The sequence below is a fragment of the Phenylobacterium sp. genome, assembly GCF_036502675.1.
GTDB lineage: Bacteria > Pseudomonadota > Alphaproteobacteria > Caulobacterales > Caulobacteraceae > Phenylobacterium.
Window position 1 is genome coordinate 46682 of record NZ_DASXYF010000079.1, and the last position, 14959, is coordinate 61640.

At 71.4% G+C, this 14959-nt stretch carries 14 protein-coding genes; 5 read left to right on the forward strand and 9 right to left on the reverse strand.

Annotated features, from left to right (window positions below; genetic code table 11):
• Window positions 1–2: 2 nt before the first annotated feature.
• Entirely contained in the window at window positions 3–533 is a 531-nt protein-coding gene (locus VGL30_RS09630) for a hypothetical protein (RefSeq protein ID WP_331539303.1), read from the forward strand.
• 71 nt (window positions 534–604) lie between these two features.
• On the opposite strand, the gene VGL30_RS09635 is transcribed toward VGL30_RS09630, so the two are convergent.
• Both VGL30_RS09635 and VGL30_RS09640 read right to left on the reverse strand, forming a co-directional pair.
• A complete protein-coding gene (locus VGL30_RS09635) occupies window positions 605–1534 on the reverse strand; it encodes an SDR family oxidoreductase (RefSeq protein WP_331539305.1) in 930 nt (309 codons plus the stop codon).
• Window positions 1531–2001, reverse strand: a complete 471-nt coding sequence (locus VGL30_RS09640) for a nuclear transport factor 2 family protein (RefSeq protein WP_331539307.1) — start codon at window positions 1999–2001, stop codon at window positions 1531–1533. Before VGL30_RS09640 ends, VGL30_RS09635 begins: the two co-directional genes overlap by 4 nt.
• Before the next feature lie 250 nt (window positions 2002–2251).
• Between VGL30_RS09640 and VGL30_RS09645 the strand changes: the two genes are divergently transcribed.
• On the forward strand, window positions 2252–2872 hold the full coding sequence (locus VGL30_RS09645) for a cysteine hydrolase (protein ID WP_331539309.1): 621 nt from the start codon (window positions 2252–2254) through the stop codon (window positions 2870–2872).
• A gap of 159 nt (window positions 2873–3031) precedes the next feature.
• Here VGL30_RS09645 and VGL30_RS09650 read toward each other — a convergent pair whose 3' ends face one another.
• Together VGL30_RS09650 and oppB are read right to left on the reverse strand one after the other, a co-directional pair.
• Window positions 3032–3940 carry an ABC transporter permease gene (locus VGL30_RS09650; protein WP_331539311.1) on the reverse strand — a complete coding sequence of 303 codons (909 nt, stop codon included), beginning with the start codon at window positions 3938–3940 and terminating at the stop codon, window positions 3032–3034.
• On the reverse strand, window positions 3937–4860 hold the full coding sequence (gene oppB, locus VGL30_RS09655) for an oligopeptide ABC transporter permease OppB (RefSeq protein ID WP_331539313.1): 924 nt from the start codon (window positions 4858–4860) through the stop codon (window positions 3937–3939). The genes VGL30_RS09650 and oppB overlap by 4 nt, the downstream gene beginning before the upstream one ends.
• A gap of 110 nt (window positions 4861–4970) precedes the next feature.
• Here oppB and VGL30_RS09660 point away from each other — a divergent pair, with 110 nt between their 5' ends.
• The 3 genes from VGL30_RS09660 to VGL30_RS09670 all read left to right on the forward strand — a co-directional run bounded on the left by VGL30_RS09660 (window position 4971) and on the right by VGL30_RS09670 (window position 6610).
• On the forward strand, window positions 4971–5381 hold the full coding sequence (locus VGL30_RS09660; protein ID WP_331539315.1) for a TIGR01244 family sulfur transferase: 411 nt from the start codon (window positions 4971–4973) through the stop codon (window positions 5379–5381).
• A gap of 31 nt (window positions 5382–5412) precedes the next feature.
• Window positions 5413–6309 (forward strand): MBL fold metallo-hydrolase, encoded by an 897-nt coding sequence (locus VGL30_RS09665; protein ID WP_331539317.1) that lies wholly within the window; start codon window positions 5413–5415, stop codon window positions 6307–6309.
• Between the two features lie 124 nt (window positions 6310–6433).
• Complete coding sequence (locus tag VGL30_RS09670) at window positions 6434–6610, forward strand: hypothetical protein (RefSeq protein ID WP_331539319.1); 177 nt, start codon at window positions 6434–6436, stop codon at window positions 6608–6610.
• A gap of 6 nt (window positions 6611–6616) precedes the next feature.
• Here the strand turns inward: VGL30_RS09670 and VGL30_RS09675 are convergent, their stop codons facing one another.
• The 5 genes from VGL30_RS09675 to pdxH all read right to left on the reverse strand — a co-directional run bounded on the left by VGL30_RS09675 (window position 6617) and on the right by pdxH (window position 14889).
• A complete protein-coding gene (locus VGL30_RS09675; RefSeq protein WP_331539321.1) occupies window positions 6617–7339 on the reverse strand; it encodes a DUF1345 domain-containing protein in 723 nt (240 codons plus the stop codon).
• Window positions 7340–7403: 64 nt separating this feature from the next.
• Window positions 7404–10751 (reverse strand): glycosyltransferase, encoded by a 3348-nt coding sequence (locus tag VGL30_RS09680; RefSeq protein ID WP_331539323.1) that lies wholly within the window; start codon window positions 10749–10751, stop codon window positions 7404–7406.
• 162 nt (window positions 10752–10913) lie between these two features.
• A complete protein-coding gene (locus VGL30_RS09685; protein ID WP_331539325.1) occupies window positions 10914–12650 on the reverse strand; it encodes a long-chain-fatty-acid--CoA ligase in 1737 nt (578 codons plus the stop codon).
• 59 nt (window positions 12651–12709) lie between these two features.
• On the reverse strand, window positions 12710–14221 hold the full coding sequence (locus VGL30_RS09690) for an AAA family ATPase (protein ID WP_331539327.1): 1512 nt from the start codon (window positions 14219–14221) through the stop codon (window positions 12710–12712).
• Window positions 14218–14889 carry a pyridoxamine 5'-phosphate oxidase gene (gene pdxH, locus VGL30_RS09695; RefSeq protein ID WP_331539329.1) on the reverse strand — a complete coding sequence of 224 codons (672 nt, stop codon included), beginning with the start codon at window positions 14887–14889 and terminating at the stop codon, window positions 14218–14220. The genes VGL30_RS09690 and pdxH overlap by 4 nt, the downstream gene beginning before the upstream one ends.
• Between the last annotated feature and the right edge of the window lie 70 nt (window positions 14890–14959).

Here is a 14959-nt window from a genome sequence, read left to right on the forward strand (position 1 = left end):
CGATGACAGGTTTTCGGGCGCGGGCAAGCCTCGCCGCAGGCTTGCTGCTGGTCGCGGGCGCCGTCCACGCCGAACCGCAGGCCAAGGGCCGCGTCCCGGTGCTGCAGGGCCTGCTGGATTGCCGCAAGGTGGCGGCCGACGCCGCCCGCCTCGCCTGCTACGACGCCGCCGCCGGCGCCATGGACCAGGCCGAGGCCAAGGGCGACGTGGTGGTGGTCGACCGCGAGCAGGCCAGGACCGTCCGCCACCAGGGCTTCGGCTTCAACCTGCCCTCGCTGGCGATCTTCGACCGCGGCGAGACGCCGGAGGACATCCGGCGCGTCGCGCTGAAGGTGCTGGCCGCCAGCCGCGACGGGAACGGCAAATGGACCGTCACCGTCGAGGGCGGCCAGGTCTGGCGCCAGATCGACACCGGCGACTTCACCGTCACGCCGCGCGAGGGCATGACCGCCAACATCCGCCAGGCGATGATGGGCAGCTACATCATGAGCATCGGCGGCCACGCCGGCGTGCGCGTGCACCGGGATCGGTGAGCGGTCGCCGTCCGAGTTCAGGCGTCCGGCTGGGCTCGTCCCGGCCGCCGATGACGCCGACGCGTGGGAGCCTAGGTGTAGCCCTTCGCCCCCCTGGCCATCTGCTGAAGATTGTAGCCGGAGAGGTCCAGGCTTCCGCCCGCGTCCTTGGAAGGCGGCGGGGGTCCGCCCCAGCTCGGGAGCAAGCCCATTTCGTGGCAGAAATTCTGCGCCTCGATATTCTTGCCGTTGTAGGCTTCGGCTTCCGGCTCGGTGACCAGCCAGCGCACCACCTTGGCGGGCACGGCCGGCGGGGCGCCGCTGGGGCTGAAGCCGAACTTGACCATGTCCTGGGCCATGCGCTCGGTGGCGACATGGCCGGGCTGGACGTTGAAGCAGCGGATCCCCTGGGGGCCGTGCTCCACCTTGAGGAAGCCGGCGATCCGCTGGAACGCCCCCTTGGAGATGCCGTAGCCCATGCCCCAGCCGCCGCCGCCGCCCGCCGGCTCCCGGGGGTCGCCATAGCCCGCCGCCGAGGTGATGTTGACGATGGTCCCGCCGCCGTTGGCGATCATGTTCGGCAGCACCAGCTGGTTGATCACCAGGCCGGCGAAGACGTTGCCCTCCATCTGCTTGCGCAGCAGCTCGATGGGCGTCTCCAGGAATCGGTCCATGTGGCCCGGGCCGATGTAGCGGCCGTTGTGCACCACCACGTCGATGCGGCCCCAGCGCTCCAGCACCTGGGTCACCGCCGCGCCCAGCGAGGCTGAGTCCAGCAGGTCCGCCGCCACGGCCATCGCCTTGACGCCCTTGGCCTCGACCTGCGCCATCGTGCCTTCCAGGCTGCCCGGCAGGGGGGAGGTGTCCGACGCCTTCAGGGTGGAGGAGTGCTCCCGCTGCTCGCCTTCCTTGAGCGTGCGCGCGGTGATGGCCACGTCGTAGCCGGCGTCCGCCAGCTCGATGGCGCAGGCCTTGCCGATGCCCCGGCTCGCGCCGGTGATGAATGCGATTTTCCGGGTCATTCCGCGCTCCTGGGTCTCTCGGTCCATTGCACCACAACGGTGCGGGCGGTGATCAGCCAGCCGTCCGGGAACCGGCGGCACGTGTCGCGGTACTGCACGCCCATGGTCAGGTCCGTGCGTTCGCTGTCGGGAGCGGCCTTGTGGACCGCGATGGCGTAGCTCCACACGAGGGCATCGTCCCCGTCGAGCGTGACGTGCTGGTTGGTGATGTTGTGCTGGGTGGCGGCGAAGCCCGCGGCGCCCTCATAGACCTTCGGCAGGTACTTTTCGATCAGGGCCGAGCCATGCGTCCCCACCATCTGGGCGCCCTCGGCGAAGGCGCTGCGGCACAGGTCGTAGTCGCGCATGTCGATGCCCAGGGCGTAGATTTTCACGAGCTGGCTCGCCGCCAGCCGGTCGGCGAGCTCGGCCGGCCCCGGAGACGCAAACGGCCCCTTCCATTGGCGCAGATCGTCGTTCAGGCTCACCGGCGTCCTCCCACGGGCGTTGGACATCGCCCGCCATGTCTTCGAGTTACAGGACGGCCCGCGGGCGTTTTTACGGCCGACGTCGATTTTATCGGCGCGACGCCCGAGGTCCGCGAATACACTGCACCGCTCGGTCTTGTCCGGGCAAGCCTCAGGTTGTACCAAAGCTGATGTCGCGACGGTTTTTTCCGCGACGCCCGTCCGGGACGCCGCCGGCTGACCCGTTCAACGTCGAAAAGGAGTCCCGCCGATGGCCATCACCCTGGAAAGCCTGCTTCAGCCCGGCCGCGTCGCCTTCGTGATGTGCGAGGTCCAGCCCGGGGTCATCGGCGAGGCCGCGCCGTGGCCGGCGCTCACCGAGGCCGCCGCCAAGGTCGGGCTGATCCCCAACGCCGCCCGCATCGCCCAGGCCGCCCGCGACCGCGCCGCGCCGGTGGTCCATTGCACCGCCGAGCGCCTGCCCGGCCAATTCGGCGCCAACGCCAACGCCCGCCTGTTCGGCAACGCGCGCAAGCGCGGCGCCGCCGTGGTCGAGCGCGGCTCCAGCATGCCGGTCCCGGAGGTATGGCGCGACGGCGACATCCACCTGCCCCGCTTTCACGGCACCAGCCCGATGACCGGCGGCCCCCTGGACTCCCTGCTGCGTAACCAGGGGGTCACCACCGTGGTGCTCTCCGGCGTCTCCCTGTGCTTCGCCGTGCTGAACACCACCTTCGACGCGGTGAACCGCTCCTATCAGGTGATCATCCCCCGCGACGCCGCCGCCGGCTTCCCCGAGGCCTATGCCGAGCAGGTGCTGGCCAACACGCTCTCCATGCTGGCGACGATCACCACGACGGACGAGCTGCTGGCGGCCTGGCCGGCCGCCTGAGCCCTTTCCCCCCGTCCCAGTTCCAGACGTCATGGCCGGGCTTGTCCCGGCCGGCCATGAACGCCGGCCCCGAGATCCGTCCTGGGCCTCGGTGTTCGTGTGTCCCCGGCATTCCGCGCCACGCGCTGCAGCCGGGGATGACGCTCGGGAATAGGTCCCTCACCGGTCCTTCGGGTCGATGGCGTCCCTGAGCCCGTCGCCGATGAAGTTGAAGCTCATCAGCGTCACCACCATCACCACCGAGGGGAACACCAGCAGCCACCAGGCCAGCTCCATGTCCTGCGCCCCGTTGGCGATCAGGGTGCCCAGGGAGGCCATCGGCGGCTGCACGCCCAGGCCCAGGAAGCTCAGGAAGCTCTCCGCCAGGATCACTGCGGGAATGGTCAGCGTCACATAGACCACCACCGGCCCCAGCAGGTTGGGCACGATGTGGCGGGCGATGATCGCCGGCGAATCCAGGCCCGCCGCCCGCGCGGCCTCCACGAATTCCTTGTGCTTCAGGGTCAGCGTCTGGCCGCGGACGATGCGGCTCATGGTCAGCCACTCCACCGCCCCGATGGCCACGAAGATCAGGATGATGTCCGACCCGAAGGTGACCATCAGCAGGATCACGAAGAAGATGAACGGCAGCGAGTAGAGCACGTCGACGAAGCGCATCATCGCCTCGTCCAGCCGCCCGCCGATGAAGCCCGCCGTCGCCCCCCAGGCCACCCCGATCACCAGCGAGACCGTGGTCGCCACCAGCCCGATCGCCAGCGAGACCCGCAAGCCGATCAGCAGGCGCGCCAGCAGGTCCCGCCCCAGCGAATCGGCGCCCAGCAGGTGGCCGCCGGTCAGCGGCGGCGCCCAGACGTCGTTCTTGTTGATGGCGTCATAGGCGTAGGGCGCGAAGTACGGCCCCAGGACCGCGGCCACCACCAGCAGCGCCAGCACCGCCATCCCGGCCACCGCGGCGCGGTTGCGCAACAGCCGCCGGCGCGCGTCGTCCCACAGGCTGCGGCCCTTGACCGCCTGCTGCATCAGCTCGGGCCCGCGCCTCGAGCCGGGAACCAGGATGGTCGTGGTCATGTGAGCCGCACCCGCGGATCCAGCGCCGCATAGAGCAGGTCCGCCAGCAGGTTCAGCAGCAGGATCAGCGTCGCGTAGACGATCACCATCCCCATCACCACCGTGTAGTCCCGCTGCAGGGCGCTGATCACGAAGAACTTCCCCAGCCCGGGCAGGTTGAAGATCTTCTCCACCACCAGCGAGCCGGTCAGCAGGCCCGCGCAGGCCGGCCCCAGGTAGCTCACCAGCGGCAGGATCGCCGCGCGCAGCGCGTGGCGCCAGACGATCCGGCTCTCCGGCAGGCCCTTGGCGCGGGCGGTGCGCACATAGTTCGAATGCAGCACCTCGATCATCCCGGCCCGGGTCAGGCGCGAGATGATGGCGACCTGCGGCAGGGCCAGCACCGTCACCGGCAGGATCAGGTTGGGCAACGCCCCGCCGTTCCAGCCGGCGCTGGGCGCCCAGCCCAGCTTGGAGGCGAACAGCAGCACCAGCAGCGGCGCGGTCACGAAGGTCGGTACGCAAACCCCGAGGATCGCCAGCCCCATGACGCCGTAGTCGACCCCGCGGTTCTGCCGCAGCGCCGCCAGCACCCCCAGGGTCACGCCGACGATCCCGGCGACGACGATCGCCGACAGCCCCAGGATCAGGCTGACCGCATAATTCTCCTGCAGGATCTGCAGGACCGCCTTGTCCTTGTACTTCAGCGAGGGGCCCAGGTCGCCGTGCGCCACGTCGCGCAGGTAGCGCACGTACTGCTCGCCCAGCGGCCGGTTCATGCCGTACTTGGCCTCGACGTTCTTCTTGATCTCCGGCGACAGCTTGCGGTCCATGTCGAAGGGGCTGCCCGGCGCCGCGCGCATCATGAAGAAGGCGACCGTGACCACCAGGAAGAGGGTCGGGATCGCCACCAGGAGCCGGCGGCCGATGAAACGCAACATGGGGCTCTGCGGCCTTGGAGGCGGGCTTTCGGCGCCCGGGCGTTGCGAAACTTCCATCCGCCCCCGATGATGTCAACGAAGGGCCCCTCCCCTTGCGCAAGGTTCCCCAGATGGCCGATTTCCGACGCGTCACCGATGACCTCTCCGTCGCCCCGCAGATCAGCGTGGACGACTTGGCCGAGGCCGCCCGCCAGGGCTTCAGGCTGATCATCAACAACCGCCCCGACGGCGAGCAGCCCGGCCAGCCCACCAGCGCCGAGATGGAGGCCGCCGCCAAGGCCGCGGGCCTGGCCTATCTGCACATCCCGGTGGTCGGCGGCCCGACGCCAGCCCAGGTGGAGGCCGAGCGGGCGGCGCTGGCCGAGGCGCCCGGGCCGGTCCTCGCCTACTGCCGCTCCGGCACCCGCTCCATCGTCACCTGGTCGGTCGGCCAGGCGCAGTCGGGCGCCCGCAGCCGCCAGGAGCTGATCGGCCTGGGCGCCGCCGCCGGCTACGACCTTTCCGGCGTGCTGGGCGGTTGAAGGCCTGCCCCTCAGTCGCCAAGGACCCGTCATGATCCCCTATGTGCGCAAGATCGAGTTCGAGTACGGCCGGTGCGATCAGGTCTCGCCACTGATCCGCCGGGTGATCGCCAACAACCCGGGGCCCTTCACCTACACCGGCACCGGAACCTACATCGTCGGCCGGGGCGAGGTGGCGGTGATCGACCCGGGCCCGGAACTGCCCGAGCACTACGCCGCGCTGCGCGCCGCCACCGCCGGCGAGAAGGTGACCGCCATCGTCGTCACCCACCACCACATGGACCACTCGCCGCTTTCCGCGGCCCTGCAGGCCGACACCGGAGCGGCGATCTACGGCTGCGCGGTCAAGTCCCATGCGGCGGACGACAGCGGCGTGCGCACCGAGGCCCCCGGCGACCTCAGTTTCCGCCCCGACGTCAGCCTCTGCGGCGGCGGCGGGCGCATCGCCGGCCCCGGCTGGACGCTGGAGGCCATCGCCACCCCCGGCCACACCTCCAACCACATCTGCTACGCGCTGTTGGAAGAGAACGCGGCGTTCACCGGCGACCACATCATGGGCTGGTCGACCACCGTGATCACGCCCCCCGACGGGGACATGACCGACTACATGCAGAGCCTGGCCAGGATCCGCGACCGCGACTTCGACACCCTGTGGCCCACGCACGGCCCGCCGGTGCGCGAGCCGCGGCCATTCATCGACGCCTATATCGCCCACCGCCGGCAGCGCGAGGCGCAGATCCTCGGCGCGCTGGCGGCCGGCCCCACCCGGATCGGCGACATGGTGCCCGGCCTCTACGCCGACGTGGACCCCGGCCTGTGGCCCGCCGCCGGCCGCTCGGTGCTGGGCCACCTCATCGACCTCGTCCGCCGCGGCCGGGCGCTGAGCGACGGCCCGCCCGGCCCGGACAGCCTCTTCCGCCTGCCTTGAGGCCTGTGGCGGGTTCGCCATGCCGCCCCCCGTTCGGCGACCAATGTTCCGCCATTAAGGTTTCAGCAAGAAACCTGCGACATTTTGCCTCGGACGACTGCGACACGCATGGTCAGGAGGCGTCATGTTCCGGATTGAATACCGCTTCACCGGCTTCGGGGTCTGGAACGCCACCGCCGGCCTCGCCACCGCCCAGGGCGCCTGGGGCCAGGCCCGCGGCATGGACATGCCGCTGCGCGCCGACGAGGTGCGCGTCGTCCCCTCCGGGGCTCCCGTCCCCCGGTTCGACCTGAAGGTCTGAGGCGGCTCAGAGCAACGCCGCCAGGAGGTTGATGGTCAGCGCCACCACGACGGTGTTGAAGGTGAAGGCCACCACCCCATGCACCGTGCCGATGCGCCTGAGCGCCTTCGAGGTGAACGCCACGTCCGCCGTCTGGCACGCGACCCCGATCACCACGGAGAAGTGCACGAAGTCCCAGTAGTCGGGATCCTCGTCTCCGGGGAACATCAGCCCCCCGACGACCGCCTCGCCTCCCGCCGCCTCGTCTGGCGCGTAATACTCGTGGGCGTAGTGCAGGGCGAAGATGAACTGCACCATGGTCCAGGAGGCGGCCACCGTCGCCGCCGCCAGCACCACCCGCGCGCCCTTCTCCCAACCGTGGCCGCCCCGGGCCAGCGACAGTTCCCCGGCGATGGCCGCCAGGCTCACCACGGTGGCGGCGATCACCAGCCCCAGGATGAAACCCCGCCCCTCGTCCTGGGTGGCCGCCTTGGCGCGGATCTGGCGCCGGTCGCGGTCGACCATCTCCGGGACCACGAGGGCGATGAACGCCAGGCAGACGACGTTCCAGGCCAGCACCGCGCAGGTGCTCCAGCGCAGGTCGTATGGCCCGTAGGCGCACCAGGTCCACACCGCGATCCCGAAGGTCAGGGCCACGCTCAGCCGCGGCCGCGTCGCCAGCGGGGCGAACGGGGCCAGCATCCGGCGCCACCGGCCTCGGCCCGGCGCGGCGATCGTGGGCTCGGCCATCAAACGCCTCCCTGGGCCGCTTCCGGCCGCCCCTCGCTCGCGGAATCGGGGGCGAGGAGCTCCCCTAGGCCGCCGCGTCCACCGCCACCGTCGCCCGGCGCTCCAGCGCGCCCCAGCCGACCAGCGGCCCGCGCACGGCGGTGACCACCGACTTGGCCACCACATAGTACATCAGCTGCCGGTAGCCGAACCGTTGCAGCGGGGTCCAGAGGATGTCCCGCCAGGGCGCGCGGCGTTCCATCGCCAGCCCCAGCGCGCAGGCCGACAGGTCCACCAGCACGAAAATCGCCCAGTAGGCCAGCGGCAGGATCAGCTTCTCCTGGTTCCACTGGTCGGGGTGCGCCGCGTGGGCGACCACCCCGGCGACCAGACTCCAGACCATCGCCAGGTCGACCAGCGGGGCCGCGCAGGCCAGCACGATCTGGAACAGCCAGATCTGCGGCAGGGCCAGGAAGCCCAGCACCGGATGGGCCCGGTCGAACAGCGCCCCGCGATGCTTCCACAGGCACTGCAGCGTCCCGAACGACCAGCGGAACCGCTGCTTGAGCAGGCCCCGCACCGTGTCCGGCGCCTCGGTCCAGGCGCGTGCGTCGGGGTCGAACTCCACCCGCCAGCCGGCCCGCTGCACGGCCAGCGTCAGATCCTGGTCCTCGGCCAGGGTGTCGTCCGGATAGCCGCCGATCGCCTCGATCGCCGAGCGCCGCCACGCCCCCACCGCGCCCGGCACCACCGTCACCGCGCCCAGCGCCGCCAGCGCCCGGCGCTCCAGGTTCTGGGCGACGACGTACTCCAGCGCCTGCCAGCGGGTGATCAGGTTGACCCGGTTGCCCACCAGGGCGTCGCCGGCCACCGCCCCCACCGTCGGGTCGGCGAACCAGCGGGCCAGCTTGGTGATGGTCTTGGGCTCGAACTGGGTGTCGGCGTCGAGGGCCACGACGATCTGCCCCCCCGCCGCCGCCAGGCCGCGGTTCAGCGCCCGGGCCTTGCCGCCGTTGGGGAAGCTCATCAGCCGCACCCGGGACTCGTCCGCGAAGCGCGTGCGCACCTCTTCAGCCGTCCGGTCGGTGGAGCCGTCGTCCAGCACGATCACTTCCAGCCGCGGCCAGGTGGAGCCCAGCACCCGCCGCACCGAGGCGGCGATCACCTTCTCCTCGTTGAAGCAGGGGATCAGCACGCTGATCAGCGGCGCATCGGGGTCGGCCAGCAGCGGCGGCGTGCGACCCTCCCGGCTGCGGTGCACCAGCGCCAGCGAGGCCATCAGCGCCAGCCGGGCCGCCCCGAGCGCGATCGCCGACAGGAACAGCGCATACAGCGCCGCCTGCACCGCGCGGGCGAAACCGAAGCCCATCCGGTCGAGGAACAGCGACACCGGCGCCCGGTCGGCGGAGGGCAGCGCCTGGGCCGGGGTCATCCCCGCCAGGTCCGCCACCGTCACCAGCCGATAGCCGTGCGCCCGAAGCGCGTCGATCAGCGCCGGCAGCGCCTCCACCGTCCGGCTGCGGTCGCCGCCGGAATCGTGCAGCAGCACCACCTGCCCGCCGGTCTCCGGATTGGTGTCGGCCAGCCGCTCCAGGGTCCGCGCCACGATGTGCCTGGGGTCGGGCTTCTGCCAGTCGTCGGGGTCGATCCTCAGGCCCACGATCAGGTAGCCCAGCTTCTGCGCGGCCAGCAGCGGCGCCACCTCGCTGGGGGTGGAGGGCTCGGCGTCGCCGAAATAGGGCGGCCGGAACAGCCGCTGCGACTTGCCGGTCAGCGTCTCGAACAGCCGCTGGGTGGCGTTCAGCTCCAGCGCCGTCTCCGCCGGCCCGGTCTCGCCGATGTTCGGATGCGTCCAGGTGTGGCCGCCTACCATGTGGCCCTCGCGCACCTCCCGCTCCACCAGGTCGGGCAGGGTCTGCATGTTCTGGCCGATGACGAAGAAGGTGGCCGGCGCGTGCCTGGCCTTCAGGATGTCGAGGATCTTCGGCGTCCAGCGCCGATCCGGTCCGTCGTCGAAGGTCAGCGCCACCAGCCCGGGATGGGCCCCGTAGCGCTGCAGCACATAGGAGGTGGGCAGGACGTCGTAGTGCTCGCTTTCGATCAGGCGCGAGCGGGGGTCGACCGTGAAGCTCCGCTTGCCCGGCGTCGGCGTCGCCGACACCCGCAACACTTCGCCGGTGCCGTCGAAGTCCACGTCCTGACCGGGACCCAGCACGCGCAGACCCTGCGGGCTCAGCGCCGAGAACGGCTTGTCCAGCAGGCTCCAGACCCCGGGGTCCTCCGACCCCAGCCGCCACAGGCCATAGCCCTTGGGCCGCCAGGGATTGGCCGCGGCCATCTGGTTGTAGAACGTCACCGCGTCCAGGAACCAGACCTCGTGCGGCCGGCCCTGCTCGTCGGCATAGGCGAAATGCGGATTGAGCGAGGCCGGGTCCAACGGCACGTCGACCTCGGAATCGTGGGCGATCAGCGCGGCCTCGTGGAAGGTCACCGTGTCGGCGTGCGGCTTCGTCCCCTGGGTCCAGTCGTAGCCATAGGCGCCCAGGGCGATCACCGTCCGCTGCGGGTCGAGGTCGCCGAAGTCCTGGGCCAGATTGGACTGGAACCAATCCTGCGCCGCCGCCGGTCCGGCGCCCCCGGTGGCCCAGTGCTGGTCGTAGGCCATCATCACCACCACGTCCGACGCCGCCTGCAGCGGCTTCAGCGGCCAGGAGCGGTCGGCGAAGGGCGCGGTCACCCACACCTGCAGGCCCAGCGGCCGGAACGCCGCCCGCGCCTGGCCGAGGAAGGCCGGATAGGCCGCCAGCCCCGCGGGCGACAGCGATTCGAAGTCGAACACATAGCCGCTGTAGCCGCGCTTCCCGGCAAGCGCCGCCAGGTTGGCCAGCAGCCTGGCGCGGGCCGTCGGGTCGGTGATCACCCGGTCGCCCAGCGGGCCGTCCCACACCTCCTCGCGGGCGTTGTAGACCAGCGGCATCAGCGTGGGCTTGCGCGCCGAGGCCTGGATGATCGCCCGGGCCTGCGGGTCGTTGGTCACCGTGACGTCGCCAGGGCGAACCTGCAGCTGCACCCACTGCGGCGCCACCACGTCCAGTTGCTCCACATGCGCGCGCAGCGATTCGCGCGAACGCTCGTCCCAGCTCACGTAGAAGCCCACCGACAGCGGGCGCGGATCGGCGACGGCCCCGGGCGCGCGTGGCGCGCGCGGCGGGCTCCAGCGGGTCTTCTTCAGCACGGCATGCGCGTTGGTGTCGTGCAGCGCCGTGAGGATCCGCGGGTCCTTCAGCGTCAGCTCCGGCATCTTCGGCGCGAACGCCAGCGTCGCCGCGAACCCGGCGAACAGCGCCAGGGCGAAGGACAGCAGCACCCCGCCCGACAGCCCCGCCCGCCGGGCCCGACGTCCGGATGGATCGTGAAAGACGAATCCGCTCACTGGTTATGCATCCCGCGCCCCCGCGACCGCCAAACTCACGACGCTGCGGACGCCACGGCCCCTCAGGCCGCGGATCGAAGGCGCCGGCGGTATAGGCTTTCCGCCGCGGCTGGGGAATCCCCCGCGCATCGTTCGTCCGTTGCGGAAGAAGGAAAACCCGTCCTACCGCCGCCGCAGCAGCGCCGCCGGCCGCCCCACCGGCCGGGCCGGCTCATCCGGAAAAGGGCGCCTGGCTCCCGCCGCGGCCTCCTCGGGCTGGCCCTGTGACGGGGACTCGGCGGCCTCCGGCAGGGCGTAGTCTCTGAACCGCTCGCGGATCGCCTTCTTGTCGATCTTGCCGGTGGCCCCCAGCGGGATGTCGTCCACCTCCAGCACCTCGTCGGGCGTCCACCACTTGGCGATCCTGCCCTCCAGGAAGGCCAGCATCTCCGCCTTGCAGACGCTCATCCCCGGCTGGGGCTTCACCAGCAGCAGCGGCCGCTCGCCCCACTTGGGATGGGCCACCCCGATCACCGCGGCCATCAGGCACGCCGGATGAGCCGTCGCCAGGTTCTCGATCTCGATGGAGGAGATCCACTCGCCGCCGGACTTGATCACGTCCTTGGCCCGGTCGGTGATCTGCATGTAGCCCATCGGGTCGATGGTAGCGACGTCGCCGGTGTCGAACCAGCCGTCGGGATCGAGCGCCGTCCCGGTCTCGCTGCGGAAGTACTCCCGCGCCACGAACGGCCCCTGCACCTTGAGCCGGCCGAAGGTCGTCCCGTCGTGCGGCAGGGCCGGGTCCTCTTCGTTCGACAGCTTCATGTCCACGCAGAGCGGCGAGCGGCCCTGCTTCAGCCGGTACTGAAACTGCGCCTCGGGGTCCATCGCCGCCACCGCGCCGTTGGGCGAAGCCAGGGCGCCCACCGGCGACATCTCCGTCATGCCCCAGGCCTGGGTCACCTCCACTCCATAGTCGTCGCGGAAGGCGCGGATCAGCGCCTCCGGCACGGCCGAGCCGCCGCTCAGCGTCCGTTTCAGGGTGGGGACCTTGCGGCCGGTCTGGCGCAGATAGGCCAGCAGCGTCTGCCAGACCGTCGGCACGGCGCCGGAATAGGTGACGCCCTCGCTTTCGATCAGTTCGTGGATCGAGGCGCCGTCCAGTTTCGCCCCCGGCAGCACCAGCTTGGCGCCGGCCGCCGGACAGGAGAACGCCAGGCCCCAGGCGTTGGCGTGGAACATCGGCACGACCGGCAGCACCGTATCCCGCGCCGACAGCGCCAGCACGTCGACGCCCATGGTCATCAGGGTGTGCAGGAAGTTGGAGCGGTGGGAGTAGAGCACCCCCTTGGGGTCTCCCGTGGTGCCGGAGGTGTAGCAGAGCCCGCAGGCGGTGTTCTCGTCGAAGCCGCCCCAGGCGCAGTCCTCCGAGACGCCGGCCAGCAGGGCCTCGTAGCAGAGCGCCTCGCCGGCGCCCTCCATATGGGCCTCGTCGGTCATCAGGATGAACCGCTCGACCGACGGCATCCTCGCCCGGTGCTCCAGCAGCACCGGCAGGAAGGTCAGGTCCGTGAAGATGATCCGGTCCTGGGCGTGGTTGATGATGTAGCAGAGCTGATCGGCGAACAGACGCGGGTTCAGGGTATGGCAGACGGCGCCGATCCCCATGATCCCGTACCAGACCTCCAGGTGCCGGGCGGTGTTCCAGGCCATGGTCGCCACCCGGTCGCCGGGCTTGATCCCCAGTTCGAGGAGCACGTTCGACACCCGCTTCGCCCGGGCGTGGATCTCGGCGTAGGTGGTACGCACGATGGGCCCTTCCACCGAACGGCTCACCACCTCCCGCGACCCGTGCCAGGCCTTGGCGTGGTCCAGAATCCTGTCGACCGTCAGCGGCCAGTCCTGCATCAGGCCCAGCATGCCCATCCTCCCGCGCCGGCTGCGGCCAGCCCAAGCCGACGCTAGTTTCGCCGCGGGCTTTAAGCAACGGCCCATGGGTCGGACGCGGGAGCGCTACCCGCCCAGGCTTCCGCCGCGGCCGCCGCCGGCCCGGTCGCATCCACCACCGCCCAGTCGATCACGCCCGGGTCCGCCGCCAGCTGGGCCTTCAGCGTCGCCAGCGTCGCATCGGAAGCGTCGCCCCGCCGCGCCGCGACCCGGGCCGCCAGCACTTCCGGCGCCGCCTGCAGCCACACGCCCTGGAACGGGACCCCCGCCTTCCGCGCCGCGTCAGCCGCCCTCGCCCGCAGCTCCGGCTGCAGGAAGGTCGCGTCCAGCGCCACCGCGCGCCCCGCCGCCAGCGCCCGCCCCGCCTCGGCGAACAGGGCGTCATAGACCGCCCCGTCGGTCCCGGGCCCATAGGCGGCGTCGGGCAGCACGGCGTCCGGCCCCGCGCCCGCCAGCCGCTTGCGCACCTCGTCGCTGCGCAGGATCACCGCGCCCGGCGACGCGCCCAGCCCCGGCGCGATCAGCCGCGCGAAGCCGGACTTGCCCGACCCGGAGCGCCCGCCCACCGCCGTCAGGCTGGGCGGCGGGGGCGCGAGGTGCGCCAGCGCCGCATCGAGGTAGGCGCCCGAGCCCGCCAGGTCGCCGCTGTGGGCGCAGACGTGGGTCCGCACGCCGGCCCGCACCGACAGCATCAGCGGCAAGGCCGCCAGCCCCTCCCACAGCCCCGCCGGGAACGTCCGCGCCGCGCTGTCGAGGTAGGCCGACAGCACCCTTGCCGCGCCATCGCGGCGCCGGCGGAAGTCCAGGTCCATCAACAGGAAGGCCAGGTCGTAGAGGACGTCGATCTCGGAGAGCACGTCGTTGAACTCGATGCAGTCGAACAGCACCGGCCGGCCGTACTCCAGCAGGATGTTGCCCAGGTGCAGGTCGGCGTGGCAGCGGCGGGCGAAGCCCTGGTCCCGCCGGGCGTCCAGCAGCGCCGCGCGGCGGAAATATTCCGCGTCGGTGGCCGCGATCAGCGCCTCCACCCGGTCCCCGCCTAGCCGCGGCGCCAGTTCGCGGATCAGGTGGGCGTTGGAGTCGATGGTGTACTTCAACGCCTTGCCGCCGCCGCCCCGCGGCCGGAGCGGCGCGGCCGCGTGCGCCTGCGCGACCGTCCGCCCCAGCGCCTCGGCCAGGTCGCCGTCCAGCGCCCAGGGCTGGACGGACAGCACCGCGTCCTCATCGAACCGGCGCATTTCCAGCACGTGCTCGACCACCGGCCCCGCGCCGTCCAGCTCCAGCCCGCCGGCCGGCGTGCGCGTCACCCGGCGCACGGCGCGGTAGATGTCGCTGGCCGCGGCCCGGTTGAACGCCAGCTCGCGCTGCAGCGCCCACAGCCTCAGCTCCGGCGTCGAATAGTCCAGGTAGCCCAGCTCCACCCGCCGCTTGACCTTGAAGGCCGTGTCGCCGGCCAGGTAGATCCGGGCGCAGGCGGTCTCGAAACTGCGGTCGGCGCGGCCCGCGAACCAGGCCGCCACCTCCGCCTCTTCCGGATCGGTCAAGGGAACAGCCGCTCGCTGGTCCAGCCGCCGTCCGCGCGGTGGAACGCCAGCCGCTCGTGCAGCCGGAACGGCCGGTCGCGCCAGAACTCGAACATCTGCGGGACCAGGCGGAAGCCCGACCAGTTGGGTGGCCGGGGCGGCGCCTTCAGCCCGAACCTCAGGCCCACGGCGGCGATGCGCTTCTCCAGCGCCAGCCGGTCCTTCATCGGCCTGGACTGGTCCGAGGCCCAGGCCCCGATCTGCGCCGAGCGCGCGCGGCCGGCGAAGTAGGCGTCGGCCTCCGCCTCGGTGACTTCGCTCACCGCGCCCCGCACCCGCACCTGCCGCCTCAGCGACTTCCAGTGGAACAGCAGCGCCGCCTGCGGACGGGCCAGCAGCTGGCGGCCCTTGGCGCTCTCGAAGTTGGTGTAGAAGACCAGGCCGCGGGCGTCGTAGTCCTTGAGCAGCACCATGCGCACGTCCGGCAGGCCGGCGTCGTCCACCGTGGCCAGCGCCATGGCGTTGCCGTCGTTGACCTCGCTCTTCAGCGCTTCGCCGAACCACTCGGCGAACAGGGCGAAGGGGTCGGTGGCGGAGAGCAGCGGCTGCGGGGCGGCCTCGGCCACCTGGCGCACGTAGTCGTCCTCGCTGGGCGAGGGCGGGATCAGGCGGGCGTCGCGGTCGCTCATGCCTGCGGTATAGCGCGGCGGCGCCCCGGACGTCAGCCTTAACGGCCCGTTGACCATGCCCGCCTAACCC